This window comes from Agrococcus beijingensis (assembly GCF_030758955.1).
GTDB lineage: Bacteria > Actinomycetota > Actinomycetes > Actinomycetales > Microbacteriaceae > Agrococcus > Agrococcus beijingensis.
The window spans coordinates 342,143-366,960 of the sequence record NZ_CP132360.1 but is presented as its reverse complement, the minus strand read 5'-3'; the positions used below and the strand labels follow the sequence as shown (position 1 = coordinate 366,960).

Sequence of the window (24,818 nt, the reverse complement as noted above, 5' to 3'; positions counted from 1 at the left end):
GCCCTGCGCGGCACGCCCATTCCCTGTGGGCGCACCCTGCGCTAGATTGCGCACCATGCGCATCGTGGATGACACCGACCGGAGGATCCTGCTCGAGCTCACACGGCATCCGCGGATCACGAACGCCGCGATCGCCGAGCAGCTGGGGCTCGCCCGCAACACGGTGCAGACCCGCGTCGCGGCGCTCGAGGCGTCGGATGCGCTGCAGGGCTTCGACCGCAGGTTCCACGCCGCAGCGCTCGGGTACCCCCTCACCGTGTTCATGGCGACGCACGTCGACCAGCCGCGCATCGACCAGGTGGTCGAGCAGCTGCGGCAGATCCCCGAGGTGGTGCAGGCCTTCGGCCTCTCGGGCCAGGCCGACGTGCTCGTGCGCGCCGTGTGCCGCGATGCCGAGGACCTCTACCGCGTCAACAAGCTCGTGCTCGCCTGCGACGGCGTGGAGCGCACCGAGACGTGGCTGTCGATGGGCGAGCTCATCCCCTTCCGCATGGCGCCGGTGCTCGAGCGCGATCTCGGCCACTGATCCCGGAATGCCAGCCTCGCGGGCGCGTTCCATTCCCTGGAGGAACTGATGAACACCACGATCGATCTGCTGCCCGCCGAGACCGGCATGGGCCCCGTCATGCTCAAGACCGCGAAGCTCGCGCGGCTCGTGCACTGGTACACCGCCGGCGTCGGCCTCGAGCACGTCGCCGAGCGACCCGGTGTCGTCGAGCTGGGCGTGGGCGGCCGCACGATCCTGGTGCTCGAGGAGGCCCCCGACCTGCGCGGCCCGAACCCCGCCGACGCCGGGCTCTTCCACACCGCGGTGCTCTACCCGACCTATGCGGCGCTCGCCGCCGCCGTCGTGCGCATGACGCAGATCCCCAACATCCAGTTCGCCGGCACCGGCGACCACCACGTCTCCGAGGCCTTCTACTTCGCCGACCCCGACGGCAACGGCGTCGAGCTCTACGTCGACCGGCCCCGCGACCAGTGGGTGTGGCAGGACGGCCAGGTCTACATGACCACCGAGTTCATCGACCCGAACCGCTTCGTCAACGAGCACCTCGACCGCGGCTCGTTCGGCATCTCCTCCACGGCTCCCGTCGACGCGAAGATCGGCCACGTGCACCTGCAGGTCGGCGACGTCGCCACCGCGAAGTCGTTCTACGTCGACGCGCTCGGCTTCGAGCAGACCACCCAGCTCGGCAGCGCGGCGCTGTTCGTCAGCGCCGGCGGCTACCACCACCACATGGCCATGAACGTCTGGAACTCGCGCGGCGCCGGCCGCCGCGCCGACACCCTCGGCCTCGGTCGGGTCGAGATCCAGGTGCCCGATGCGGATGCGCTCGGTGCGGCACGCGAGCGCCTCGCGTCCGCGGGCGTCACGGTCGCCGACGACGGACGCGGCCTCCGCTTCGAGGACCCCTGGGCGAACACGATCACGCTGACGCCCGCCGCGGCCTGACCCGCGCCGCGCAGCTGCGGCGTGCGCAGCGAAGCCCCCGCCACGGCGGGGGCTTTGCGCTGCCGCCGCCTCCTGCAACGGAGCGCTCGCTCCCCCGGCCGAGTGGCGGCTCCGGCATCTGACTGGCGCCTCCCGCATCTGACTGGCGCCTCCCGCATCTGACTGGCGGCTCCCGCATCTGACTGGCGGCTCCGGCGCCTGACTGGCGGCTCCGGCGAGCAAGTGGCAGCCCTTCGCCTCCGTCTCCTCAGTTCAGCTGACGCCGACGGCGAGCAGAGCACGGACACGAACGGATGCCAGCAAGTCGGATCATCGGACGAGCGCAGGCGTCGCAAGCCGCCACTCAGGCACGCACGGCGCCACTCAAGTGCGCGAGGCGCCACTCAGGCACGCACGGCGCCACTCAGGCACGCATGGCGCCACTCAAGTGCGCAAGCCGCCACTCAGGCACGCGAGGCGCCACTCAAGTGCGCGAGGCGCCACTCAGGCACGCGAGGCGCCAGTCAGGCACGCACGGCGCCAGTCAGGCGACTGGGCCGCGCGAGCGCGGGGGTGCCGGACGCGACGAAGCCCCCGCATTCGCGGGGGCTTCGGGTGGCGGTGCGGCCTACTCGGCTTGCGCCGGCGCGGGCGCCTCGGGCAGCTGCAGGTCGACGACCGCGGCATCGCGCCAGAGCCGCTCGAGCTGGTAGTAGGTGCGCTCCTCCTCGTGGAAGATGTGCACGACGATGTCGTTGAAGTCCAGCAGCACCCAGCGGCCGTCGGCGCGGCCCTCACGGCGCACCGGCTTCGCGCCGTCGACGATCAGGGCATCCTCGATCTCGCGCGCGATCGCGCTGACCTGCCGCTCGTTGCGGCCGGTGGCGATCAGGAAGACGTCGGTCAACGGCAGCTGCCCCGAGACGTCGAGCGCCACCTGGTCGGTGGCCAGCGCCTTGTCGGCAGCCAGCGCTGCGGTTCGTGCGAGCGCTATGGCTCGGGCATCGGCGCTCATCGCGCACCTCCGGTGTTCAGAGCGCGCCGCTCGTCAGTGCCCAGATGATCACGCCGGCGACGCCGGCGACGAACACGCCAGCACCCGCGCCGATCGCGACGGGCATGAAGTTGGTGCGCTGCTTCTGCGGTGCGATCTGCACGCGCGCATTGGCATAGGACGAGACGGCCTTCGAAGCCCGCACGGGCGCCGTCTCGGGGGTCGAGACCTCGCCGTCGGCGACGTCGGAGTCGACGTCGCTGCCGTCGATCGAGGCGCTGCCGCGGCCGGAGGACGCGAAGCCCTCGGGCACGTCGATCGAGCCGGTGACGAGCAGTCCGTCGTCGCCCTCGAGCTGGAAGTCGGGGTTGTCGGTGCCGGCGGGCAGCACGAGCGCGTTCGCCGTGAACGACGACGACGACGAGCCGCCGCTGCCGGCGACACCGCGGTCGCGCAGGTCGGCGATGTGGTGCTCGGACGTGTCGGAGACGACGTTGACGATCACGGGCAGGCGACCGGAGGCACGGCTGGGGCCGGTCGGCGCGGACTCCTCCTCGGCCTCGAGCGCCCTGCGGCGATCCTCGAGCTCTGCCGGCGTCGCCTCGGCGACGCGGTGCGCGGAGACGCGCGGCTGCGTGACGACGACCTCGTCGATCTCGAGGCTGTCGATCTCGTCATCGCTGACGGTGTCGAGGCCCTGCACGTCATCGACCTGCACGGTCGAGCGGCGCGCCGACCACGGCGCAGGCACCGAGGCCCTGGGCTCGTCGGGCGTGGTCACCTCGGCCTCGATGACGTCGAGGCCCATGGCCTGGTCGAGCTCGACGCGATCCATCGCGACGGTCTCGGTGAGCTCGATGGCGGGCTCGGGAGCCGGGGCGTCGCCGCGCTGCTTCTTGCGGCCGAAGAAGCGGCCAGTGGGCTTGGGCGCCTCGTCGGCCGGCGCAGCGGCGGGCTCGCTCTGCTGGATGTCGGCGGGAGCCGCAGGCACGCTGGGCGTCGAATGACGACCCTCGTGCACGGGCTCGTCGATCAGGCGCTCGGCGTCGGCCTCTGCCTCGGGCGCCGACGGCAGCCCGCCGGTGCGGGCCAGCTCTGCAGCGCGCTCCAGCTCGCGAAGCTGCCGCCGCGTGAGGGGGCGCCCTTCGTTCGCATCGGTCATGCTGTCAGTCTCCGGTACAAGTCGTGCTTGCTGATGTATTGGACAACTCCGTCTGGCACGAGATACCAGACCGGGTAGCCGGCGCGAACGCGCGCACGGCAATCGGTCGAGGATATCGCAAGTGCGGGGATCTCCAGCAGTGAGACGCGCTCCTTCGGGAATCCCGACACGTTGAGCTCATGTCCCGGCCGGGTGACGGCCACGAAGTGCGCGAGGTCCCAGAGCTCCTGCGCGTCCTTCCACTCCACGATCGAGGTGAACGCATCCGCCCCCGTGATGAAGAAGAGGTCGGCGTCGGGATGCAGCCGGTGCACGTCGCGCAGCGTGTCGATCGTGTACGTCGGGCCGTCGCGGTCGATGTCGACGCGGCTGACCCGGAAGCTCGGGTTCGACGCCGTCGCGACAACGGTCATCAGGTAGCGGTGCTCGCCGGGCGACACCTTGCGCTTCTGGTACGGCTGACCGGTCGGCACGAACACGACCTCGTCGAGCTGGAAGTGGTGCGCGACCTCGCTCGCGGCCACCAGGTGGCCGTGATGGATCGGGTCGAACGTGCCGCCCATGATGCCCAGGCGACGCGGACGTGCCGGCACCGCCGGGCGATCAGGCGTGATCGGACCCGTGCGCGTCGCCACCCCTGGTGGAGCGGTGTGCCACGTCGCGGAAGGAGCGCAGCACGACGGCGGCGAAGATGAAGACGGCGGCCGTGATGGCGCCGGCGATGTACGGCGCGAACTCTTCGCCGGCCGCGCCGGCCTCTGCGGCAGCAACGAGCAGGTGGGTCATGGGTGCCTCCGATCCGACTCCAGCCTAGCGCGGCGGGCGGAGGTCAGGCGCGCACCTGGCCCGTGCCTCGCACGATCCACTTGGTGCTCGTCAGCTCCGGCAGGCCCATGGGGCCGCGCGCGTGCGACTTCTGCGTCGAGATGCCGACCTCGGCGCCGAAGCCGAACTCGCCGCCGTCGGTGAAGCGGGTGGATGCGTTGTGCATGACGACCGCGGAGTCCACCTCGGCGAGGAATCGCGCAGCCGCATCGGCGTCACCCGTCACGATCGTGTCGGTGTGGTGCGTGCCGTAGGTGTTGACGTGGTTGATCGCGGCGTCGAGGTCGTCGACCACGCCGATGGCGACATCCATCGACAGGTGCTCGGTCGACCAGCCGCCCTCGCCGAGCGGCTCGGTGGCCGAGACGCCCGGCAGCGGGCCGTCGGCGTGGATCGTGACGCCGGCGCCGCGCAGGGCCTCGGCGAGCGCTGGCACGGCCGCGTCGGCGATGTCGCGGTGCACGAGCACCGTCTCGAGCGCGTTGCAGACGCTCGTGCGCTGCGTCTTGGCGTTCAGGATGATCTCGAGCGCCATCGGCAGGCTCGCGTCGCGGTCGACGAAGGCGTGCACGACGCCGGCGCCGGTCTCGATCACGGGCACGGTCGACTCGGTGACGACCCGCTCGATGAGCGCGGCACTGCCGCGCGGCACGAGCAGGTCGACGAGCCCCCGCGCGCGCATGAGGCGGCCCGCGCCGTCTCGGCCGAAACGGTCGATCGTCTGCACGGCGGCGCGCGGCAGGCCGGCCCCGTCGATGGCCGCCTGCATGGCGTCGACGAGCACGGCGTTGGTGCGCTCGGCCGCCGAGCCGCCGCGCAGCACCACCGCGTTGCCGGAGCCGAGCGCGATGCACGCGAGGTCGACGGTCACGTTGGGGCGGGCCTCGTAGATGACGCCGATCACGCCGAACGGCACGCGCACCTCGGTGAGCTCGAGGCCGTTCGGCAGGGTGCGCTCGCGCAGGTGCTCGCCGACCGGGTCGGGCAGCGCGGCGAGCGCGCGAGCGGCGGCGGCCAATCCGGTGATGCGGCCGGAGTCGAGCAGCAACCGGTCGAGCAGGCCGCTCGCGAGACCCGCGGCGCGACCGCGCTCGAGGTCCTCCGCGTTGGCCTCCAGGATCCGATCGGCCGACGCCTCGATCGCGTCGGCGATCGCCTCGATGGCCGCGTGGCGGCGCTCTGCAGGCGCGATGCCGAGGGCGCGCGAGGCGCGCTTCGACTCGGTCAGCAGCGTCTCGAAGTCATCGGCCATGCCTCGATCCTAGGCCGCGACGGATGCGCTGGTCGCGTCACGACGGCACAGGACGGATCGTGATCCTGGGCGGATGCGGTGGGTCGCGTCAGCCAGTCGGGCGGGCGGCGCCGTCGAGCCTGCGGCCCAGCACGGCGGCGTCCTGCAGCTGGTAGCCGAGCGCCCGGTAGAAGCCGGCCGCGTCGGCGTTGTCGGCGCGCACCATCAGCTGCGCCTTGACGATGCCGCGCTCGCCGATCCACGCCTCCGCAGCCTCGACGAGCATCCGGCCCAGACCCTCCCTACGGCACTCCGGCGCGACGGCGAGGTAGTACATCCAGCCACGATGGCCGTCGTGGCCGACCATGACCGTGCCGACCATGCCGTCGGCGTCGAGCAGGCCGAGCACCGCCGAGTCGGGGCCGGCGATCGCGCGGTCGAAGTCGGTGTGCGGCGGGTTCCATGGCCGCGTGAGCCCCGCGGCCTCCCATAGCGCGACCGCCGCATCCGCGTCGGCGGCCGTCAACGACCGGAGCGCCGCCACGTCAGCGCTACGGCGAGGGGTTCGGCTCGAACTCGGTGCCGAGCCGCTCCCCCGAGACGAGCCGGTCGAGCAGCGGCGTGGCCGTCACGGTCACCCGCACGCCGGCGTCGGCGGCGAGGCGGGCGGCGTCGACCTTGGTCATCGCGCCGCCGGAGCCGATGTGGGATCCGCTCGCGCCGAGGCGCACGCCCTCGAGGGGATCCCCGTAGGCGACCCGCCCGATCGGCTCGGAGCCGGGCTCGTCGGGCGGTGCCGTGCGCAGCGCCTCGATGTCGGAGAGCAGGATGAGCCGGTCGGCGCCCACCAGCCGGGCGACGAGCGCGGCGAGCCGGTCGTTGTCGCCGAAGCGGATCTCGTGCGTGGCGACCGTGTCGTTCTCGTTGACGATCGGCAGCATGCGCAGCTCGAGCAGCCGCTCGAGCGCGTTCTTCGCGTTGACCCGGTGCGAATCCATCTCCATGTCGGAGGCGGTCAGCAGGATCTGCGCGGCCACCAGCTCATGCCGCGAGAGGCTGCGCTGGTAGCGGTTCATCAGCACGTTCTGTCCGACCGCAGCGGCAGCCTGCTGCATGGGCAGGTCGACCGGTCGGGCGTCGAGGCCCAGGTAGGGCATGCCGGTGGAGATGGCGCCGGAGGAGACGAGGATCACCTCGCCGGCGCGGTGCAGCCGCGCCAGACCGTCGACCAGCGGCTCGATCTGGCCGCGCCGCTCGCCCGAGATCGACGACGAGCCGACCTTGACGACGACCCGCTCGCCGGCGGCGAGGTCGAGGCTCGTCATCCCTCGTCGTCCCAGCGCTGGACCTCGAACCCCTCGTCGTCGGTCCAGACGCCGGCGTCGCGCTCGACCTTGAGGTCGTCGCGCGCGGCCTGCTTGCCGTCCATGAGGCGCTTGTACTCCTCGCGGCGCTCGGTGGTCGTGCGCCGGTCGTTGCGGTCGAGGCGCGGATCGGTGCCGCGGTTGCCGACCAGCTCGGCGGCCGACGCGATCGTCGGCTCCCAGTCGAAGACGATGCCGGCGCCCGGACCGATCACGACGGTCGCGCCCGCGACCGCGCCGGCCTTGAGCAGCGCATCCTCGGTGCCGAGCTTCGCGAGGCGATCGGCGAGGTAGCCGACGGCCTCGTCGTTGCGGAAGTCGGTCTGCGCGACCCAGCGCTCGGGCTTCGCGCCCAGGATGCGGTAGATGGGGCCGGCGTGCGAGCCCTCGACCTTGACCTTGAAGCCCTGGTCGTCGATCGCCCGCGGGCGCAGCACGATGCGCTCGCCGACCGGCTCAGCCGACTTCGCCAGCCGGTCGGCCTCGACGATGTCGGCCAGCGCGAACGACAGCTCGCGCAGGCCCCTGTGGGCGACGGTCGAGATCTCGAACACGCGATAGCCCATCGCCTCGAGCTCCGGGCGCACGAAGTCGGCCAGCTCTGCCGCCTCGGGCACGTCGATCTTGTTGAGCGCGACGAGCTGCTGGCGCTCGAGCAGGGGCGTCTGGCCCTCGGGCACCGGGTAGGCGGCGAGCTCGCCGAGGATGACCTTCAGGTCGCTCACCGGGTCGCGGCCCGGCTCGAGCGTGGCGCAGTCGATGACGTGCAGGAGGGCAGAGCAGCGCTCGACGTGCCGCAGGAACTCGAGCCCCAGGCCCTTGCCCTCGCTGGCGCCCTCGATGAGACCCGGCACGTCGGCGATCGTGTAGCGGGTCTGGCCCGACTCCACGACGCCCAGGTTGGGGTGCAGGGTCGTGAAGGGGTAGTCGGCGATCTTCGGCCGGGCGGCCGACATGGCCGCGACCAGGCTCGACTTGCCGGCGCTGGGGAAGCCCACGAGCGCCACGTCGGCCACGGTCTTCAGCTCGAGCGTGATGTCGCCCTCGCCGCCGGGGGTGCCGAGCAGCGCGAAGCCGGGCGCCTTGCGCTTGGTGTTCGACAGGGCGGCGTTGCCGAGGCCGCCCTGGCCGCCTTCGGCGACCACGACGCGCATGCCCGGCTCGGTGAGGTCGGCCAGCTGCTCGCCCGACGCGTCGCGCACGACGGTGCCGACGGGCACCGGCAGCAGCAGTTCGTGGCCGGTGGTGCCGGCCTTGAGGTCGCCCTGGCCCGGCTGGCCGTTCTCGCTCGAGCGGTGCGGGGCGCGGTGGTAGCCGAGCAGCGTGGTGACCTGCGGGTCGGCGACGAGCACGATGTCGCCGCCGTTGCCGCCGTTGCCGCCGTCGGGGCCGCCCAGCGGCTTGAACTTCTCGCGGCGCACCGACACGCAGCCGTGCCCGCCGTTGCCGGCGCTCAGGTGCAGCGTCACCTGGTCGACGAATGTCGCCATGGTTCTCTCCTGTCGATGCGAGAACGGGGCGAGCCGAAGCCCGCCCCGTTCATCGGGATGCCTGTCTCGCGCTGCTTATTCGGCAGCTGCGACGATGTTGACGACCTTGCGGCCGCCCTTCTGGCCGAACTGGACCGCGCCTGCCTCGAGGGCGAACAGCGTGTCGTCACCGCCACGACCGACGCCTGCGCCGGGGTGGAAGTGGGTGCCGCGCTGGCGGACGAGGATCTCGCCGGCCTTGACGACCTGGCCGCCGAAACGCTTCACGCCGAGGTACTGCGCGTTCGAGTCACGACCGTTGCGGGTGGACGATGCGCCCTTCTTATGTGCCATGTCTTCGACCCCTTACTTGATCTCGGTGACCTTGAGGCGCGTGAGCTCCGAGCGGTGGCCCATGCGGCGCTTGTAGCCGGTCTTGTTGCGGTAGTGCTGGATGCGGATCTTCGGGCCGCGGAGGTCGGTCACGACCTCGGCCGTCACCTTGACCTTGGCGAGGGCGTCGACGTCGGTCGTCACCTTGTCGCCGTCGACGAGCAGCACGGGGGCGAGCTCGACGTTGCCGTTGTCGTCACCGGCGATGCGGTCGACGACGAGCACGGTGCCGACCTCGACCTTCTCCTGCCGGCCGCCGGCGCGCACGATTGCGTACACCACGTTGGATCCTCACTGTTGGAACGACTCCCGGCCCAGCCGGGACGAAGCTTGTAGCGCGCGCTATTCCGCGACTTGCGCCAGCGAACAACGATACACGGCATCTGAGGCGTCGGTCAACATAGGCGCCTGCGCGGCGCGCCGCTACCGTGGGCGGATGGCGATCCTGGTGGACGACCCGCTCTGGCCGGCGCACGGCGGCATGTGGGCGCACCTGATCAGCGACGCGAGCCTCGACGAGCTGCACGCCTTCGCGCGCGCCGCCGGGCTGCCCGCGCGCGGCTTCGACCACGACCACTACGACGTGCCGGAGTCGCGCATCCCCGACCTGATCGCCAGGGGCGCGGAGCACGTGCCGCCCAAGGAGCTCGTGCGGCGGCTCATCGCGAGCGGCCTGCGCGTGAAGGAGCGGGACCGGCACGGATAGCCGTGCCGGTCCCGCTCGATCATCGCTGCACTGAGCTCAGGCGTCCTCGGGCTTCGCCGTGATGACGCCGGAGGAGGCGCGGCGCGACCGGCGCGCAGCGCGGCCGGTGCCGGGTGCCGGCGTGGCGAGCGCGTCGAGGGCGCCGCCGAGCAGGCCGTCGAGGTCGCGCTCGGTCGCCGTCTGGGTCGGCAGGTCGCGCTTCGGCTCGACGGGGATGTCGAGGATGGTCACGACCGGCTCGGCCGCGACCGACTCGACCGCCGCGCGCGAGGGCGTGACGATGCCCGTGGGCTGCTCGCGCTCGGGCTGCTGCCCGCGCTCGGACTGCTGCCCGCGCTGCTGGCGGCCCTCGCGGCCGCCGCGGCCTCGACCGCCGCGCTGGCCCTCGCGCTGGCCCTCGCGCTGGCCATCCCGCTGGCCATCGCGCTGCGGAGCCTCGGCAGCCTGCTCGACCTCGGCCGTCTCGGGCTGCGCGGCCGGCTGCTGCTCGCCCTCGACCGGCTTGCCCTTGGCCGCCGCCGCGATCTGCGAGAGGCCCTTGCGGAGGTCCTCGGTGATCGCGTGCGTGCCGCCGTGCGCGCCGCCGGCCTGCTGGTGCTGCTGGTGCTGCTCGGACTGCGGCTGCTGCTCGTTCTGCTTGCCGCCGCGGCCACGACGGCGACCGCCGTTGCCGCTCTCCTGCTGCTGCTGCTGACGCTGCGAGCGCGAGACCGGCTCGTGGTGCACGATGACGCCGCGGCCGGCGCAGACGTCGCAGGGCTCCGAGTACGACTCGAGCAGGCCGAGGCCCAGCTTCTTGCGCGTCATCTGCACCAGGCCGAGGCTCGTCACCTCTGCCACCTGGTGCTTCGTGCGGTCGCGGCTGAGGCACTCGATCAGGCGGCGCTGCACGAGGTCGCGGTTCGACTCGAGCACCATGTCGATGAAGTCGATCACGATGATGCCGCCGATGTCGCGCAGCCGCAGCTGCCGGACGATCTCCTCGGCCGCCTCGAGGTTGTTCTTGGTGACCGTCTCCTCGAGGTTGCCGCCGGCGCCGACGAAGCGGCCCGTGTTCACGTCGACGACCGTCATGGCCTCGGTGCGGTCGATGACGAGCGAGCCGCCGGAGGGCAGCCACACCTTGCGGTCGAGCGCCTTGTCGATCTGCTCCGAGATGCGGAAGCGGTCGAACGGGTCGTCGCTGCCGTCGAATGCCTCGACCCGGTCGAGCAGGTCGGGAGCGATCGACTCGAGGTAGTCGCGGATCGTGGTGAGCGCCTCGGATCCCTGGATCACGAGCTTGCCGAAGTCCTCGTTGAAGACGTCGCGCACGATCTTGACGAGCAGGTCGGGCTCGGCGTGCAGGCGCTGCGGCGAGGTGCCCGTCTGGCGCTGCTGCTGGATCCGCTCCCACTGGCGCGTCAGGCGCTCGACGTCGTCGGTCAGCTGCTCCTCGGTGGCGCCCTCGGCCGCGGTGCGCACGATGACGCCCACGCCCTCCGGCAGCACCTGCTTGAGGATCTTCTTGAGGCGCGCGCGCTCCGTGTCGGGCAGCTTGCGCGAGATGCCGTTCATCGAGCCGCCGGGCACCGAGACCAGGTAGCGGCCCGGCAGCGAGATCTGGCTGGTGAGGCGTGCGCCCTTGTGGCCGACGGGATCCTTCGTGACCTGCACGAGCACCGTGTCGCCCGGCTTCAGCGCCAGCTCGATCTTGCGCGGCTGGCCCTCGAGCTCTGCCGCATCCCAGTCGACCTCGCCGGAGTAGAGCACGGCGTTGCGGCCCTTGCCGATGTCGACGAAGGCGGCCTCCATGCTCGGCAGCACGTTCTGCACCCGGCCGAGGTAGACGTTGCCGATCAGGCTCGACTCCGACGACTTCGCGACGTAGTGCTCGACGAGCACGCCGTCCTCGAGCACGGCGAGCTGCACGCGGTCGTGCTTCGAGCGCACGATCATCTGGCGCTCGACGGCCTCGCGACGGGCGAGGAACTCGGTCTCGGTGACGACGGTGCGGCGGCGGCCCGCGTCGCGGCCCTCGCGGCGGCGTTGGCGCTTCGCCTCCAGGCGCGTCGAGCCGCGCACCTTCTGGGGCTCGGTGATGAGCGGCTTGTCGTCCTCGTCGTCGGCGCTGCGGCGCGAGCGCGACCGGGAGCGCGAGCGGCGCGAGGTCGAGCGGGAGCCGCCCTGCGCGTCGTCGTCGTCATCGTCGTCGTCGTCATCGCGGTCGTCCTGCAGCGAGGGCAGGGCGGGCAGCGCGGCGAGGTCGGGCGCGTGGAACAGCAGGCCGAAGGGGCCGGCGGGCATCGCGGGCAGCTGCCGCGCCGCGGCCAGCGGGTCGTCGGCGGGCGCGGGCTCGAGCTCGGCAGCGGCCGTCGCCTCGGTCGGGCCGGTCAGGCCGGGCTCCTGGCCAGGCTCCGGCTCCGCCGCCTCGGCCGACGCTGCCGGCTGCTCGGCGTCGGTCGCAGCGGCGGCCTCGACGGCCGCTGCCGCACCGGCGACGTCGTCGGCCGCAGCGGCGGGCTCAGCGGCCGCCTCGGCCGGGGCGTCTGCGACGCCGGCCTGCGCGCTCGGCTCTGCCGACGCATCCGCCCCTTCCGCCGCCGCATCGTCGACGGGAGCCGCCGCCTTGCGCCGGGTCGACACGCGCTTGCGCTTGGGCTTGTCCTCCACCGGAGCCTCGACGGCCTGGGTCTCGGTGCTGGTCGCCTCGTCGTGGAGGTTCGTCTCGTTGTCAGCCATCGCTGGCGCACTCCTGCCGCAACCGGCGTCGCCGGTCGCAATCTCTGTCGCGGCGGGGCTCGCCCCGGCGCGAAGCCTTCGTCCTGGCACCCCCTCTCGGGGGCGGCCCGGGCTACGTGATGCCACCCGGAAAACCTGTGGTGCGCCCGTCGGGCGCGCTGGGCAGGAGTCTACCCCACCTGTGCGCCGCCGATCATGGGAGCACGACGCGCACGGCGAGGGCGACGAAGGCGGCGGCCGCGAGCAGCGTGCCGACGATCGCCGGCCAGCCGTGCGGCGAGACCCTCCGGCCGATGCGGGCCCCCACCACGACCAGCACCGTCAGGTAGGCGCCCGAGAGCAGCTCGAGGATCAGCATGAGCACCAGCACGTCGACCAGGGGCGTGGCCGAACCGGGGTCGATGAACTGCACGAAGAAGGATGCGACGAACAGGATCGCCTTCGGGTTGAGCACGCTCGTGACCAGTGCCGTCCGGAACGGCCGCAGCCGCGGCTGCGCGATGATCGGGTTCGGCGCCGTCGCCGGGCTCATCGGGCTCTCGGTCGGCTCGGGCTCGGCGCGGTCGCGCAGCTTCGCGCGGATGCGCGCGACGGCGCTGCGCACCAGCCCGAGCGCGAGCCAGCAGAGGTAGAGCGCGCCCGCCCACGTCAGCGCCAGGTAGACGATCGGGTTCGCCGACAGCGCCTGCGCCGACAGCACCGCGAGCACCATCAGGATCGCGTCGCCGAGGAAGACGCCCGACATCGCCCCGAAGCCGGCGCGCGGGCCTGCGCGCAGCGCGGTGGTCGCGACGAAGAGGCTGTTGGCGCCGGGCAGCAGCACGATCGCGATCGCGCCCAATGTGAAGGCTGTGAGTGTCGCCGCGTCGAAGCTCACGCGTGCTCCGGGCTGACATGATGACCGTCAGGAGGCACCATGTCTGATACTCGTCCCGCCCACATCGCCGCGCCCATCTGGCTCGGCGTGGTGCTCATCGTGACCGGCCTGCTCGGCCTGCTCGGCTCGTTCTCGCTCTCGGTCGAGCGCATCGAGCTGCTGCTCAACCCGGAGGAGGCGCTCAGCTGCGACCTGAACCCCTTCCTCTCGTGCTCGGGCGCGATCGAGTCGGAGCAGGGCGAGCTGTTCGGCTTCCCCAACCCGTTCCTCGGGCTCATGACCTTCCCCGCGCCGATCATCATGGGCGCGCTCACGCTCGGCCGCGTCGCGATGCCGCGCTGGGTGTGGACGACCTTCTCGATCGGCGTGCTCGGCGGCATGGCGATCGTGCTCTTCCTCGCGCAGCAGTCGGTGTTCGTGCTCGGCTTCGTCTGCCCCTGGTGCTTCCTGGTGTGGATGGCGATGTACACGATGTCGTTCCCGCTCTGGGTCTGGGCGTTCGGCGCCGGCGCGATCCCCGCACCCGCCGGCCTCAGGCGCACCGCCGCGCGCTTCTCGTCATGGGGATGGGTCCTGTCGCTCGCGCTCGCGGTGGTCGTCGTGGTGACGATCATGATCGTGCTGCCGGGCATCCCCCGCTACCTCTTCGCGTTCTAGCGTCTGCCGACGAACGGCGCGGCCCCTGTCGGGAGCCGCGCCGTTCGTCGTCCGGGTCGGTCAGACCACGTCGGCTCAGGCGAACCAGAGCGCGAGCTCGCGCTCTGCCGACTCCTCGGAGTCGGAGCCGTGCACGAGGTTCTGCTGCACCTTGAGGCCCCAGTCGCGGCCGAGGTCGCCGCGGATCGTGCCGGGCGCGGCGGTCGTCGGGTCGGTGGTGCCGGCGAGCGAGCGGAAGCCCTCGATGACGCGGTCGCCCTCGAGGCGGATCGCCACCGAGGGGCCCGACATCATGAACTCGACGAGCGGCTCGAAGAAGGGCTTGCCCTGGTGCTCGGCGTAGTGCTCCTCGAGGCGGGCGCGGTCGGGCTGCACCAGGCGCAGGTCGGTGAGACGATAGCCCTTCGCCTCGATGCGGGCCAGGATGGCGCCGGTGAGCTGGCGCTGGACGCCGTCGGGCTTGATGAGGACGAGGGTGGTCTGCATGGCTGCCAGCCTACCGAGCGCCGCCCCTCGAGCCGACTCAGCTGCCCGGCGCACCGCGCGGATCGAGGCCGGCTGCGCGGCGCTGCTGCTCGATGCCGCGCGCCTTCACGAAGCAGAAGATCCACAGGCCGATGAGCACCGCCGCGACGACGCCCCAGACGGGCTCGAACACCGTCAGCGCGCCGATCGCGACCTGCAGCAGCAGGCTCACGAGCCACCCCCACGGGCGGCTGAGCACCGGCATGGTCGCCAGCAGCAGCACGCCCACGCCGAGGAACGCGACCGGCGCGGGCCAGTCGCGCGTGACGCCCCAGGTGGCGAGCGCGCCGAACAGGATCGCGGCGAACTGCAGCGTGTGGGTGATGCGCAGCAGCGACTCCATCGCGCCGCGGGCGGGCCGCTGGCGCGGCGCACGGGTGCTCATCGCTGCTCCTCGTCGGTGATCTCGACCGTGGCGGCCTGGCGGCGCGCGTCGGGCCGCGTGAGCCAGCCGGCCTCGCGAGCGTGGCCGAGCACGTCGCCGAGCAGGGTGATCGAGCCGGTCACGACGACGGCGCCGCCACGGTCGGTCGCCGACTCCCGCGCGGTCTCGACGGCCGTGCCGAGGTCGGGCTCGACGAGCACGCGGTCGGCGCCGAGCACCTCCACCGCCTGCGCGGCGAGCGCGTCGGCGTCCATCGCGCGCTCGGAGGTCGACTGGGTGACGATGACCTCGTCGATGACCGGCTCGAGCGCGCGCAGCACGCCCGAGGCGTCCTTGCCGGCGAGCACCCCGAGCACGAGCGTGACGCGCTCGAGGCCGAAGTACTCCCCCAGCGCCGCCCGCAGCGCCTCGGCGCCGTGCGGGTTGTGCGCGGCGTCGAGGATGACGAGCGGCTGCGCGCCCACGACGTCGAGGCGGCCGGGCGAGGTCGCGGCGGCGAAGCCGTCGGCCAGCACCTCGGCGGTCATCGGCTGGGTGCCGCCGCCGAGGAACGCCTCGACCGCGACGAGCGCGAGCGCGGCGTTGGCGCCCTGGTGCGCGCCCAGCAGCGGCACGAGCTGGTCGAGGTACTCGGCGGCGAGGCCGCGCACGGTGATCAGCTGGCCGCCGACCGCCACCGACTGGGCCGAGAGCGCGAAGTCGCGCCCCTCGACGAGCAGCCGGGCGCCGACCTCGTCGGCGCGGGCCTCGATGACGGCGAGCGCCTCGGGCTCCTGCGCGGCAGAGACCACGATCGCGTCGGGCTTGATGATGCCGGCCTTCTCGCGCGCGATCGCCTCGACGGTCGTGCCGAGCCGGCTGGTGTGGTCGAGCGCGATGGGCGTGAGCACCGCGACGTCGCCGTCGGCGACGTTCGTGGAGTCCCAGGTGCCGCCCATGCCGACCTCGAGCACGGCCACGTCGACCGGGGTGTCGGCCATCACGGCCAGCGCGAGCACGGTGAACGCCTCGAAGAACGTCAGCGTCCGCTCGCCCGCGGCCTCGAGCTCGGCGTCGACCATCTCGAGGAACGGCACGACGTCGTCGTAGCCGCGCGCGAACGCCTCGTCGCTGATCGGCTCGCCGTCGAGCATGATGCGCTCGTTGACGCGCTCGAGGTGCGGGCTCGTCAGCACGCCGGTGCGCAGCCCGTGCGCGCGCAGCAGCGCGTCGGCGATGCGGGCCGTCGAGCCCTTGCCGTTGGTGCCGGTGATGTGGATCACGCGGTACGCGCGCTGCGGGTCGCCGAGCAGCTCGACGGCGCGACGGGTCGCCTCGATGCGCGGCTCGATCGCCTGCTCCCCCGCCCGGGCCAGCAGCGCCTGATAGGCCGCTTCGGCCGCCTCGCGGTGCTCGAGCGCCTCGAGGATCCGGTCGTCGATGTCGGGCTCGCGGCCCTCGGTCTCGCCGGTCATGCCTGCGCCCCCTCGGCGGTGTAGGCGGTGGCGTGCGTGCCGGCGGAGGAGGCCGCGGCGCCCTCGGCCCGCTCGATCGTGATGGCGAGCGGCGACCCGTCGCCCACGCGGTGCGCGGTGCGGCCGTCGGCCAGCTCGCCCATGGTGTCGTCGACGCGCTCGAGGTCGAGCTCGACGGCGAGCGTCTCGCCCATCACCAGCTCGCGGTTGGCCTCGAGCGCGGCGACGCCGTGGGCGTCGGAGCCGAGCACGAGGCGGATGCGGTCGCTCACGTCGAGGCCGGCATCCTTGCGCGCCGACTGCACGGCGCGCACGACGTCGCGGGCCAGGCCCTCGGCCTCGAGCTCCGGCGTGGTGGCGGTGTCGAGCACGACGAAGCCGCCGCCGGGCAGGAACCCGACCGCAGCCGTCTCGTCGGCGACCTCGAGCGCCAGCTCGTACTCGCCCTCCTCGAGCGCGATGCCGCCCGCCACGACCGCCTCGCCGTCGACGCTCCAGTCGCCGGCGCGCGCCGCCTGGATCGCCCGCTGCACGTCCTTGCCGAGGCGCGGGCCGGCCGCGCGGGCGTTGACCTGCAGCCGCCGCGAGATGCCGTAGCGCTCGAGCGCGTCGGGGCCGGCGGGCTCGAGCACGACCTCGCGCACGTTCAGCTCGTCCTGCAGCACGGCCCGGAATGCCGCCACATCGACGTCGCCGACGACCGTGAGGGTCGGCAGCGGCAGCCTGACGCGCTTCCGCGCCTGCTTGCGCAGGGCGTTGCCGACGCTCGCGACCGCGCGCACCGCATCCATCTGCGCGACGAGGGCGTCGTCGGCCGGCAGCGCCGACGCATCCGGCCAGTCCGTCAGGTGCACCGAGCGGCCGCCGGTCAGTCCCCGCCAGACCTCCTCGGTGACGAGCGGCGACAGCGGCGCGGCGATGCGGGTGAGGGTCTCGAGCACCGTCCAGAGGGTGTCGAACGCCTCGGCGCCCGCGCTCGTCCCAGCCGGGCCGTCGGCGGCGACGCCCTGCCAGAAGCGGTCGCGCGAGCGCCGCACGTACCAGTTGGTGAGCACGTCGAGGAACTCGCGCACCGCGAGCGTCGCGCCGGTCGCGTCGAGCCGCTCGAGGCTCGCCGTCGCCGCCTCGACCGTCTGCCGCAGCTTGGCGAGGATGTAGCGGTCGAGCACGTCGGCGGATGCGGTGCTGCGCTTCGCGAGGTACGGCGCGCCGTCGGCGGCGCGGTTCGCGTAGGTGGAGAAGAAGTACCAGGTCGACCACAGCGGCAGGTGGAACTGCCGCAGCGCCTCGCGGATGCCCTCCTCCGAGACGACGAAGTTGCCGCCCCGCAGGATCGAGCCCTGCATCAGGTTCCAGCGCACCGCATCCGACCCGTACGTGTCGAACGACTCGTTCACGTCGGGGTAGTTGCGCCGCGACTTCGACGCCTTGAAGCCGTCGTCGCCGAGGATGATGCCGTGGCTGATGACGTTCTCGAACGCCGGCCGCCCGAACAGGCCCACCGACAGCACGTGCATGACGTAGAACCAGCCGCGCGCCTGCCCGATGTACTCGACGATGTAGTCGGCGGGGCTGTGCGCCTCGAACCAGGCCTCGTTCTCGAACGGGTAGTGGAACTGCGCGAACGGCATCGAGCCCGAGTCGAACCAGACGTCGAGCACGTCCTCGATGCGGCGCATGGTGCTCCTGCCGGTCGGGTCGTCGGGGTTCGGGCGGGTGAGCTCGTCGATCGCCGGCCGGTGCAGGTCGGTCGGGCGCACGCCGAAGTCGCGCTCGAGCTCGTCGAGCGAGCCGTACACGTCGACGCGCGGGTGGTTGGGGTCGTCGCTCTTCCACACCGGGATCGGGCTGCCCCAGTAGCGGTTGCGGCTGATCGACCAGTCTCGGGCGCCCTCGAGCCACTTGCCGAACTGCCCGTGCTTGACGTTCTCGGGCACCCAGTTGATCTGCTCGTTGGCGGCGAGCAGGTCGTCCTTGAAGTCGGTGACCTTCACGAACCAGCTCGAGACCGCCTTGTAGATGAGCGGGTTGCGGCAGCGCCAGCAGTGCGGGTAGGAGTGCACGTACGAGGCCTGGCGCAGCACCCGGCCGGCGTCCTTCAGCAGCTTCGACAGCGGCTTGTTCGCGTCGAAGACCTGCTGGCCGGCGACCGGCGCGACGACGTCGAGGAACCGGCCGCCGTCGTCGACCGAGAGGATGGTGGGGATGCCGGCGGCGGTGGCGACGCGCTGGTCGTCCTCGCCGTAGGCCGGCGCCTGGTGCACGATGCCGGTGCCCTCGCCGGTGGCGACGTAGTCGTCGACGAGGATCTGGAACGCGTGCTCGGTGCCCCAGACGGATGCGTCGGCGAAGAAATCGAAGAGGGGCTCGTAGGTGATGCCCGCGAGCTCGCTGCCCGGCAGCGTGCGCGTCGCCGCGGCCACGGCGTCCTCGGCGGAGCCGTAGCCGAGGTCCTTGAAGTAGCCGGCGACCGTGTCGGCGGCGAGCAGGAAGTCGCCCTCGCCGGCGCCTGGGTGGCCGGCGCTGGTGCCCTCGGGGCCGGCGGGCACGACGGCGTACTGCACGCCCGGGCCGACCGCGAGCGCGAGGTTCGTGGGCAGCGTCCACGGTGTCGTCGTCCATGCCAGGGCCTTCACGCCCGTCAGTCCCAACGCATCCGCCCGCTCGCCCGAGAGCGGGAAGGTGACGGTGAGCGTGGTGTCCTGGCGGTCCTGGTAGACGTCGTCGTCCATGCGCAGCTCGTGGTTCGACAGCGGCGTCTCGTCGCGCCAGCAGTACGGCAGCACCCGGTAGCCCTCGTAGGCGAGGCCCTTGTCGTGGAGCGTCTTGAACGCCCAGATGACGCTCTCCATGTAGGTGAGGTCGAGCGTCTTGTAGCCGCCCTCGAAGTCGACCCAGCGCGCCTGGCGGGTGACGTAGGCCTGCCACTCGTCGACGTACTGCAGCACCGACTCGCGCGCCTTCGCGTTGAAGACGTCGACGCCCATCGCCTCGATCTCGGCCTTCTCGGTGATGCCCAGCTGCTTCATCGCCTCGAGCTCCGCCGGCAGGCCGTGGGTGTCCCAGCCGAACACGCGCGGCACCTGCTTGCCGCGCATCGTGTGGAAGCGCGGGAAGACGTCCTTCGCGTACCCGGTGAGCAGGTGGCCGTAGTGCGGCAGGCCGTTCGCGAACGGCGGGCCGTCGTAGAAGACCCACTCCTCGCAGCCCTGGCGCTGCTCGAGCGACGCCCTGAAGGTGTCGTCGCCCTTCCAGAAGGCGAGGATGCCGGTCTCGATCGCCGGCAGGTCGGGGCTGGCGACGACGCTCGCGTCACCGGAGAGCGGGTAGCGGCCACGGGGCTGGGTCTGATCGGTCACGCTGGGTCTCCTGCATCCTCGGGTCTGACGGATGCGGGGACGCTCTCGCGCGGTACCACCCCGCTTGCAGATCGCAGATCTGCCGCTTCGTGCCTGAGCCTCAGGCCTGCGGCTGTGACGGGCCTGCCCCGTTCGGATCTACTGGGTGGCGCCGCACCTGCCGATGCTGAGCCGCTGTTCTCCCGACCGCTCCCCGGTGATGGCCGGATCGATGCGTGTGCCTCGATGCTACCGCGAGACGCCCCGCAGCGTCACGCTGCCGGCGCTCACGTCGACGTCGATGGTGGCCGCGGCGCGCGAGTCGCTGACGACGTCGACGTCGGAGCTGCCCGCCGAGGCGTCCTCGGTGACGGCGTACTCGCCGTCGGGGATCATCATGTCGATGTCGCCGGCGCTCACGCTCGCGACGATCGAGTCGGGCTGCTTGCCGGTCAGCGCGCCGCTGATGCGGCCGGCGCTGACGTCGAGCACGACGCTCGACGCCGAGTCGATCTCGACCCGGCCGTCGCCGGCGCTGACGTGCAGCTCGAGCTGCTCGGCCGAGCCCGCGAGGTCGAACTCGCCGGCGCTCAGGTCGATCCGCGCGAGCGCCAGGTCGGCGTCGGCGGTGAAGCTGCCCGCCGAGATGTCGGCGTCGAGGTCGAGGCCGCCGGCCTGCAGCTCCTCGGGCACCGTGAGGGTGGCGCGCTCGTCGCCGATGCCGTCGTCGAAGAGCCGCCCGAAGCCCACCCAGTCCCAGCGCCAGTCGGTGCCGACGACCAGAGTGTCGCCGCGACGCTCGAGGTTCCACCGCTGCACCGGGCCGCCGTCGGACTCCGCGACGAGCGTCGCCTCGTCGACGTCGGCGAAGAGCAGCTCGAAGCGGCTCGCCGAGCTCTCGATGCGCAGCTCGCGCACGCCCTCGGCGTCGGCCGTCCACGACTGGTCGGTCGCGCCGTGCGAGGCGAAGCCGCGCACCACGCCGCCGGTGACGCCGAAGACGAGTCCGATGCTGCCGAGCACGATCAGCAGCACGCTGATCCAGCGACCGGGGCGGGTCGAGGCGGGAGCGCTCGGCGTGGGGTTGATGGTGGTCATCGGATGCCTCCGGGCACGTCGTTCTGGTCGGTGAGGGGTGCGTCGAGGTGGGCGAGCACCGCGAGCACGCGGCGGTTGCCGTCCTCGGGCTCGAGCTCGAGCTTCTGGAAGACCGCAGAGATGTGCTTCTCGACACTGCCCGCAGAGATGTAGAGGCGGTCGGCGATGGTCTGGTTCGCGCCGCCCTCGGCCATGAGCGCCAGCACCTGGCGCTCGCGCGGCGTGAGCCGCTCCATGCGGGCGTCGCGGCGACGCCGGGCGAGCAGCTGGCTGACCACCTCGGGGTCGAGCACGGTGCCCCCGCCGGCCACCTGCTCGACGGCCTGCAGGAAGTCGGCGACGTCGGCGACGCGGTCCTTCAGCAGGTAGCCGAAGCCGGCCGGGCTGCTGGCGATCAGGTCGGCGGCGTAGCGCTCCTCGACGTACTGCGAGAGCACGAGCACGCGCGGCCGGTCGCCGCGCGAGCGGATGCCGATGGCGGCGAGGATGCCCTCGTTGGTGCGAGTGGGGGGCATCCGCACGTCGAGGATGGCGAGATCCGGGTCGGTGTCGCGCACCGCGGCCTCGATCGCCGTGGCGTCGGGCAGCTGGGCGACGACGTCGTGGCCGGCGTCGGTGAGGAGGCGGGCGATGCCTTCGCGGAGGAGGACGCTGTCCTCGCAGATCAGGATGCGCACGGGACGTCCACCTCGATCGCGGTCGGGCCCCCGGCGGGGCTGGTGAGGGTGAGGGTGCCGCCGACGCCGGCGATGCGGTTGGCGAGGCCGTCGATGCCGCCGCCGGGCAGGCGCTCGGCGCCGCCGATGCCGTCGTCCTCGATGCGGGCCCACAGCGAGTGCTCGCGGGTGCGGATCGCGACCCGGATGCGGCTCGCGCGGCCGTGCTTCTGCGCGTTGGTGATCGCCTCGGCGATGGCGAAGTAGACGGCGGTCTCGGTCTCGCGGGAGCACCGCTGCTCGATCCTGGCGTCGATCTCGACCGGGATGACGCTGCGGGCGGCGATGGCCGACACGGCGGCGTCGAGGCCGCGGTCGTCGAGCACGGCGACGTGGATGCCGCGCGCCACCTGACGAAGCTCGGTGACGGCCGTCTTCGACGACGCGTGGGCTTCGTCGATGAGCCGGCGCGCGCCCTCCGGATCCTGCTCGATGCGGTCGCGGGCCATGCCCAGCTGCATCGCGATCGAGACCAGCCGCGGCTGCACGCCGTCGTGGAGGTCGCGCTCGATGCGGGTGCGGTCGTAGTCGGCGGCCTGCACCGCGCCCTGGCGGCGCTCGCGCTCGTCGCGGGCCCGCGCCTCGAGCTGCTCGCGCTCGTCGGGCACGAGGAGGCCGAGCGTGACGTTGCGGTGCGCGAGCGCCAGGCCGATGGTGCCGGCGATGCCGGCGACCACCGAGAGGATGCCGAGCAGCGGCGCCCACTCGACCGGCACGGGGATCGAGGTGAGCGGCACGCGCACCACCTCGGCGTCGCCGAGGCCCGCGAACGCGAGCGGCACGCCGAGGCCTGCGAGCGAGAGGAGCGTGAGCGTGATGGCGCCCAGCAGGCTGGCGATGAAGAAGCTGAGCAGCGCGCGCCAGTTGGCGCCGTCGGTGGTGATGCGCAGCACCCGGTGCAGAGGCCGCAGCCAGTCGGTGCGGTGCGAGGTCCGCAGCACGGCGGGCGGCACCGGCGCGCCGTAGAGGCCGGCGACCCGCTCCCGCTCGAACCACGAGACGGCGAGCATCATCAGCATGGCCAGCAGCAGCAGCAGCACGCCCACGATCACGACCAGCAGGGCGATGCCGGTCGCGGCGACGACCACGATGCTCACGAGCACGGGGATGCCGACGGAGCCGAGCACGACCAGGTGCGCGATCGTCGCGAGGATGGAGCGGGTGCGTTGCATGGCTCCACGCTAGGCCGCGCCGGGAGCCCGCGCCCGGTGGAGATCCCGACGGCTTCCGGGGGCTATCCCCCACCGCCGGACCCCCACTGCCGACCCATCCGCTGTGCCCGCCCGCGGGCCCGGGTCAGGCCCGGCCCACAGACCCCGGCACTACCCTCGATCGCATGACCGACACCCGCATCCGCCATGCCGCAGCAGGCCTGATCGTCGCGACCGGGCTCCTGCTCACCGGGTGCGGGCTGCTGCCCACGCCGTCGCCGACGCCCGTCCCTGACCCCTCGACCAGCGAGCCCGCGGGCGAGCAGACGCAGGCGCAGCAGTGCGCGCAGGTGGTGGCGGATGTGCAGGGCATCGCGACCGACGTCGGTCGCGTCGTCGAGATGGTCGGCTCCGACCCGTTCGGCGCCCTCGCGCTCGTCGGGAGCATCTCGAACCGCGTCGGCGATCTGCAGGTGCGCGTCACCGACCCGGAGCTGCTCGAGCGCATCGCCGAGATCCAGTCGGGATGGGACGCCGTCGTGGCCGACGCGCAGGGCTCGCTGACCAGCGGCGACGCCGCGGGGCTCGAGCGCGTCGTCGCCGGCCTGACCGAGCTCGGCGAGCAGGTCTCGGCGCTGCAGGAGTTCTGCGCGGGCACCGCATGAGCACGCCCCTGCTCGCCCTCCTCGACGGCTCGATCGTCGACGTCGCCCACCCGCTGATCCGTGCCGACGACCTGGGCGTGGTGCGCGGCGACGGCGTCTTCGACGCCACGCTCGCGCGGCGCGGCCCCGACGGCGCCGGGCACGTGCGCGACCGCGAGGAGCACCTCGACCGGCTCGAGCGCTCGGCCGAGATCCTGCAGCTGCCGGCGCCGGACCGCGCAGGCTACGGGCGCGCGATCGACGCGCTCGTCGCCGCCTGGGACTTCGCCGAGCACCCGGAGGCCGTCATCAGGCTCGTGCTGACGCGCGGGCCCGAGGGGGGCGGCGACGCGACGGCCTTCGCGCTCATGGCGCCCCTGGGCGCATCCGTCGCCCGCGAGCGGGAGCACGGCGTGGCGATCACGCTGCTGGGGCGGGGCCACGACGGCGACGAGGTCGCGAGCATGCCGTGGCTGCTGCCGGGCGCGAAGAGCCTGTCGTACTCGATCAACATGGCGGCCAAGCGGCACGCGGCGCAGCGCGGCTTCGACGACGTCGTGTTCGTGGCGCCGTCGGGCCAGCTGCTCGAGGGGCCGACGTCGACGCTCGTCGTCGACCGCGGCGGGCGGTTGCTCACGCCGCCGCAGGACGGCATCCTCGCCTCGCTGACGCTCGAGCACCTGATGCGCGACGCGCCGGCCGCGGGCATCGAGGTCGCGTTCGCGCCGATGGTCGCCGCCGACCTGCGCACCGCCGATGGCGCGTGGCTGCTCTCCTCCGGCCGGCTGCTCGCCGCGGTGACGAGCGTCGACGGCACCGAGCTGCCGCGGTCGCCGCTCGACGCCGCGCTGCGACGCATCCTCGAGGTCTAGGACCGAGCGGTCTCGGCGTCCCGGCCCGGGCGGTCTCGACCGGGCTGTCTCGGCGGCGCTGTCCCGGCAAGGCTGTCCCGGCCCGGGCGGTCTCGACCGGGCTGTCCCGGCGGGGCCGTCCCGGCCCGTCTCGGCGGGGCCGTCCCGGCCCGCTGTCTACGCCTGAGCCGTCTCAGCCAGCGCCGCCAGCGGCGCGAGCGCCGCGCGCAGCGCCTCGGCCGCGGGCGGCCTGGCGGGCGTGGCCGCCCACGCGACGAGGGCAGCGCACGCGGCGGCGAGGATCGCGACCGGCGCGACGGCGGCCTCCGGCGACTCGGGGAGCTCGTCGCACTCGAGCGCGATCGCGAGCGCCGCCCGGTCGGCGAGGGGCTGCAGGCGGGCCGCCGCACCGTCGCGCAGCGGTGCCGCGGCACCCATCGCCGCCGCGTCGCGGAGCACCGTCGGCGGCGCCGTGCCCCAGGGCTCCACCGCGCGCACCGCCGCGTCGATGAGCCTGGTGACCGCCTTGCCCGCCTGGGGGTCGTCGGTCGTCGACTGGAACGCATCCGACGCCCGCTCGATCGCGGCGTCGAGCGACCCCCAGAGCGCATCGGCCTTCGCGTCGACGTAGGCGAAGAGCGTGCCGCGCGAGACGCCGGCACGGCGGGCGATGTCGTCGAGGCTCACCGCGTCGTAGCCGCGCTCGAGGAAGAGCTCGAGGGCGGCCTCGTGGATCGTCGCCCTGCTCGACGCCCTCGGTCGCCCCGGACCTCGCGCTGACGTGGATGCCATGGGAATCTCCTTCCAGGACTAATGTTGCACACC

Annotated in this window: 26 protein-coding genes; 6 read left to right on the top strand and 20 right to left on the bottom strand. The window is 72.8% G+C overall.

The window, feature by feature from the left end:
- Positions 1-55 precede the first annotated feature (55 nt).
- Together Q9250_RS01655 and Q9250_RS01650 are read left to right on the top strand one after the other, a co-directional pair.
- A complete protein-coding gene (locus Q9250_RS01655) occupies positions 56-526 on the top strand; it encodes an Lrp/AsnC family transcriptional regulator (protein ID WP_306232839.1) in 471 nt (156 codons plus the stop codon).
- A 48-nt stretch (positions 527-574) separates the two neighbouring features.
- Positions 575-1,453, top strand: coding sequence for a VOC family protein (locus Q9250_RS01650; protein WP_306232838.1), 879 nt, complete (start codon positions 575-577; stop codon positions 1,451-1,453).
- A 607-nt stretch (positions 1,454-2,060) separates the two neighbouring features.
- Here the strand turns inward: Q9250_RS01650 and rsfS are convergent.
- The 10 genes from rsfS to rplU form a co-directional block, all read right to left on the bottom strand.
- The gene (gene rsfS / locus Q9250_RS01645) at positions 2,061-2,447 is read right to left on the bottom strand and encodes a ribosome silencing factor (RefSeq protein ID WP_306232837.1); all 387 of its coding nucleotides are present in this window, start codon (positions 2,445-2,447) and stop codon (positions 2,061-2,063) included.
- A 16-nt stretch (positions 2,448-2,463) separates the two neighbouring features.
- Positions 2,464-3,588: a hypothetical protein gene (locus Q9250_RS01640; protein ID WP_306232836.1), complete on the bottom strand. Its 1,125-nt coding sequence runs from the start codon at positions 3,586-3,588 to the stop codon at positions 2,464-2,466.
- Positions 3,585-4,181, bottom strand: coding sequence for a nicotinate-nucleotide adenylyltransferase (gene nadD / locus Q9250_RS01635; protein WP_306232835.1), 597 nt, complete (start codon positions 4,179-4,181; stop codon positions 3,585-3,587). The genes Q9250_RS01640 and nadD overlap by 4 nt, the downstream gene beginning before the upstream one ends.
- Before the next feature lie 10 nt (positions 4,182-4,191).
- Positions 4,192-4,374: a hypothetical protein gene (locus Q9250_RS01630; protein ID WP_306232834.1), complete on the bottom strand. Its 183-nt coding sequence runs from the start codon at positions 4,372-4,374 to the stop codon at positions 4,192-4,194.
- A 43-nt stretch (positions 4,375-4,417) separates the two neighbouring features.
- Positions 4,418-5,665 carry a glutamate-5-semialdehyde dehydrogenase gene (locus tag Q9250_RS01625; protein WP_306232833.1) on the bottom strand — a complete coding sequence of 416 codons (1,248 nt, stop codon included), beginning with the start codon at positions 5,663-5,665 and terminating at the stop codon, positions 4,418-4,420.
- Positions 5,666-5,753: 88 nt separating this feature from the next.
- Entirely contained in the window at positions 5,754-6,188 is a 435-nt protein-coding gene (locus Q9250_RS01620) for a GNAT family acetyltransferase (protein WP_306232832.1), read from the bottom strand.
- A gap of 7 nt (positions 6,189-6,195) precedes the next feature.
- On the bottom strand, positions 6,196-6,969 hold the full coding sequence (gene proB, locus Q9250_RS01615) for a glutamate 5-kinase (protein ID WP_306232831.1): 774 nt from the start codon (positions 6,967-6,969) through the stop codon (positions 6,196-6,198).
- A complete protein-coding gene (gene obgE, locus Q9250_RS01610) occupies positions 6,966-8,498 on the bottom strand; it encodes a GTPase ObgE (RefSeq protein ID WP_306232830.1) in 1,533 nt (510 codons plus the stop codon). Before obgE ends, proB begins: the two co-directional genes overlap by 4 nt.
- A gap of 75 nt (positions 8,499-8,573) precedes the next feature.
- Complete coding sequence (gene rpmA / locus Q9250_RS01605; protein WP_306232829.1) at positions 8,574-8,831, bottom strand: 50S ribosomal protein L27; 258 nt, start codon at positions 8,829-8,831, stop codon at positions 8,574-8,576.
- Between the two features lie 12 nt (positions 8,832-8,843).
- A complete protein-coding gene (rplU, locus tag Q9250_RS01600; protein ID WP_306232828.1) occupies positions 8,844-9,152 on the bottom strand; it encodes a 50S ribosomal protein L21 in 309 nt (102 codons plus the stop codon).
- A 154-nt stretch (positions 9,153-9,306) separates the two neighbouring features.
- On the opposite strand from rplU, the gene Q9250_RS01595 reads away from it, so the two are divergent.
- A complete protein-coding gene (locus Q9250_RS01595; RefSeq protein ID WP_306232827.1) occupies positions 9,307-9,576 on the top strand; it encodes a DUF4031 domain-containing protein in 270 nt (89 codons plus the stop codon).
- A gap of 36 nt (positions 9,577-9,612) precedes the next feature.
- On the opposite strand, the gene Q9250_RS01590 is transcribed toward Q9250_RS01595, so the two are convergent.
- Both Q9250_RS01590 and leuE read right to left on the bottom strand, forming a co-directional pair.
- Complete coding sequence (locus Q9250_RS01590; RefSeq protein WP_306232826.1) at positions 9,613-12,297, bottom strand: Rne/Rng family ribonuclease; 2,685 nt, start codon at positions 12,295-12,297, stop codon at positions 9,613-9,615.
- A 193-nt stretch (positions 12,298-12,490) separates the two neighbouring features.
- Positions 12,491-13,174, bottom strand: coding sequence for a leucine efflux protein LeuE (leuE, locus tag Q9250_RS01585; protein ID WP_306232825.1), 684 nt, complete (start codon positions 13,172-13,174; stop codon positions 12,491-12,493).
- Between the two features lie 39 nt (positions 13,175-13,213).
- Between leuE and Q9250_RS01580 the strand changes: the two genes are divergently transcribed.
- A complete protein-coding gene (locus tag Q9250_RS01580) occupies positions 13,214-13,831 on the top strand; it encodes a vitamin K epoxide reductase family protein (protein ID WP_306232824.1) in 618 nt (205 codons plus the stop codon).
- A gap of 75 nt (positions 13,832-13,906) precedes the next feature.
- Here Q9250_RS01580 and ndk read toward each other — a convergent pair whose 3' ends face one another.
- From ndk to Q9250_RS01545, 7 genes are all read right to left on the bottom strand, one after another.
- Entirely contained in the window at positions 13,907-14,317 is a 411-nt protein-coding gene (gene ndk, locus Q9250_RS01575) for a nucleoside-diphosphate kinase (RefSeq protein ID WP_306232823.1), read from the bottom strand.
- Between the two features lie 37 nt (positions 14,318-14,354).
- On the bottom strand, positions 14,355-14,741 hold the full coding sequence (locus tag Q9250_RS01570) for a DUF4233 domain-containing protein (protein ID WP_306232822.1): 387 nt from the start codon (positions 14,739-14,741) through the stop codon (positions 14,355-14,357).
- Positions 14,738-16,195 (bottom strand): bifunctional folylpolyglutamate synthase/dihydrofolate synthase, encoded by a 1,458-nt coding sequence (locus Q9250_RS01565; protein ID WP_306232821.1) that lies wholly within the window; start codon positions 16,193-16,195, stop codon positions 14,738-14,740. The genes Q9250_RS01570 and Q9250_RS01565 overlap by 4 nt, the downstream gene beginning before the upstream one ends.
- Positions 16,192-19,554 (bottom strand): isoleucine--tRNA ligase, encoded by a 3,363-nt coding sequence (gene ileS / locus Q9250_RS01560; RefSeq protein ID WP_422665059.1) that lies wholly within the window; start codon positions 19,552-19,554, stop codon positions 16,192-16,194. The genes Q9250_RS01565 and ileS overlap by 4 nt, the downstream gene beginning before the upstream one ends.
- Positions 19,555-19,782: 228 nt before the next feature.
- Positions 19,783-20,631: a hypothetical protein gene (locus tag Q9250_RS01555; protein WP_306232820.1), complete on the bottom strand. Its 849-nt coding sequence runs from the start codon at positions 20,629-20,631 to the stop codon at positions 19,783-19,785.
- A complete protein-coding gene (locus Q9250_RS01550; RefSeq protein ID WP_306232819.1) occupies positions 20,628-21,308 on the bottom strand; it encodes a LuxR C-terminal-related transcriptional regulator in 681 nt (226 codons plus the stop codon). Before Q9250_RS01550 ends, Q9250_RS01555 begins: the two co-directional genes overlap by 4 nt.
- Entirely contained in the window at positions 21,296-22,519 is a 1,224-nt protein-coding gene (locus Q9250_RS01545) for a sensor histidine kinase (protein WP_306232818.1), read from the bottom strand. Before Q9250_RS01545 ends, Q9250_RS01550 begins: the two co-directional genes overlap by 13 nt.
- Before the next feature lie 164 nt (positions 22,520-22,683).
- Between Q9250_RS01545 and Q9250_RS01540 the strand changes: the two genes are divergently transcribed.
- Both Q9250_RS01540 and Q9250_RS01535 read left to right on the top strand, forming a co-directional pair.
- Positions 22,684-23,163 (top strand): hypothetical protein, encoded by a 480-nt coding sequence (locus Q9250_RS01540; protein ID WP_306232817.1) that lies wholly within the window; start codon positions 22,684-22,686, stop codon positions 23,161-23,163.
- Positions 23,160-24,014, top strand: coding sequence for an aminotransferase class IV (locus Q9250_RS01535; protein WP_306232816.1), 855 nt, complete (start codon positions 23,160-23,162; stop codon positions 24,012-24,014). The genes Q9250_RS01540 and Q9250_RS01535 overlap by 4 nt, the downstream gene beginning before the upstream one ends.
- Positions 24,015-24,170: 156 nt before the next feature.
- On the opposite strand, the gene Q9250_RS01530 is transcribed toward Q9250_RS01535, so the two are convergent.
- Complete coding sequence (locus Q9250_RS01530) at positions 24,171-24,785, bottom strand: TetR/AcrR family transcriptional regulator (protein ID WP_306232815.1); 615 nt, start codon at positions 24,783-24,785, stop codon at positions 24,171-24,173.
- Positions 24,786-24,818 lie beyond the last annotated feature (33 nt).

Excerpts from the sequence above, each read along its gene's own strand:
- Q9250_RS01655 (WP_306232839.1), top strand. The coding sequence starts at position 56 with ATGCGCATCGTGGATGACACCGACCGGAGGATCCTGCTCGAGCTCACA.
- Q9250_RS01650 (WP_306232838.1), top strand. The coding sequence starts at position 575 with ATGAACACCACGATCGATCTGCTGCCCGCCGAGACCGGCATGGGCCCC.
- rsfS (WP_306232837.1), bottom strand. The coding sequence starts at position 2,447 with ATGAGCGCCGATGCCCGAGCCATAGCGCTCGCACGAACCGCAGCGCTG.
- Q9250_RS01640 (WP_306232836.1), bottom strand. The coding sequence starts at position 3,588 with ATGACCGATGCGAACGAAGGGCGCCCCCTCACGCGGCGGCAGCTTCGC.
- Q9250_RS01630 (WP_306232834.1), bottom strand. The coding sequence starts at position 4,374 with ATGACCCACCTGCTCGTTGCTGCCGCAGAGGCCGGCGCGGCCGGCGAA.
- Q9250_RS01625 (WP_306232833.1), bottom strand. The coding sequence starts at position 5,665 with ATGGCCGATGACTTCGAGACGCTGCTGACCGAGTCGAAGCGCGCCTCG.
- proB (WP_306232831.1), bottom strand. The coding sequence starts at position 6,969 with ATGACGAGCCTCGACCTCGCCGCCGGCGAGCGGGTCGTCGTCAAGGTC.
- obgE (WP_306232830.1), bottom strand. The coding sequence starts at position 8,498 with ATGGCGACATTCGTCGACCAGGTGACGCTGCACCTGAGCGCCGGCAAC.
- rpmA (WP_306232829.1), bottom strand. The coding sequence starts at position 8,831 with ATGGCACATAAGAAGGGCGCATCGTCCACCCGCAACGGTCGTGACTCG.
- Q9250_RS01595 (WP_306232827.1), top strand. The coding sequence starts at position 9,307 with ATGGCGATCCTGGTGGACGACCCGCTCTGGCCGGCGCACGGCGGCATG.
- Q9250_RS01590 (WP_306232826.1), bottom strand. The coding sequence starts at position 12,297 with ATGGCTGACAACGAGACGAACCTCCACGACGAGGCGACCAGCACCGAG.
- Q9250_RS01580 (WP_306232824.1), top strand. The coding sequence starts at position 13,214 with ATGTCTGATACTCGTCCCGCCCACATCGCCGCGCCCATCTGGCTCGGC.
- ndk (WP_306232823.1), bottom strand. The coding sequence starts at position 14,317 with ATGCAGACCACCCTCGTCCTCATCAAGCCCGACGGCGTCCAGCGCCAG.
- Q9250_RS01570 (WP_306232822.1), bottom strand. The coding sequence starts at position 14,741 with ATGAGCACCCGTGCGCCGCGCCAGCGGCCCGCCCGCGGCGCGATGGAG.
- Q9250_RS01565 (WP_306232821.1), bottom strand. The coding sequence starts at position 16,195 with ATGACCGGCGAGACCGAGGGCCGCGAGCCCGACATCGACGACCGGATC.
- Q9250_RS01555 (WP_306232820.1), bottom strand. The coding sequence starts at position 20,631 with ATGACCACCATCAACCCCACGCCGAGCGCTCCCGCCTCGACCCGCCCC.
- Q9250_RS01545 (WP_306232818.1), bottom strand. The coding sequence starts at position 22,519 with ATGCAACGCACCCGCTCCATCCTCGCGACGATCGCGCACCTGGTCGTG.
- Q9250_RS01540 (WP_306232817.1), top strand. The coding sequence starts at position 22,684 with ATGACCGACACCCGCATCCGCCATGCCGCAGCAGGCCTGATCGTCGCG.
- Q9250_RS01535 (WP_306232816.1), top strand. The coding sequence starts at position 23,160 with ATGAGCACGCCCCTGCTCGCCCTCCTCGACGGCTCGATCGTCGACGTC.
- Q9250_RS01530 (WP_306232815.1), bottom strand. The coding sequence starts at position 24,785 with ATGGCATCCACGTCAGCGCGAGGTCCGGGGCGACCGAGGGCGTCGAGC.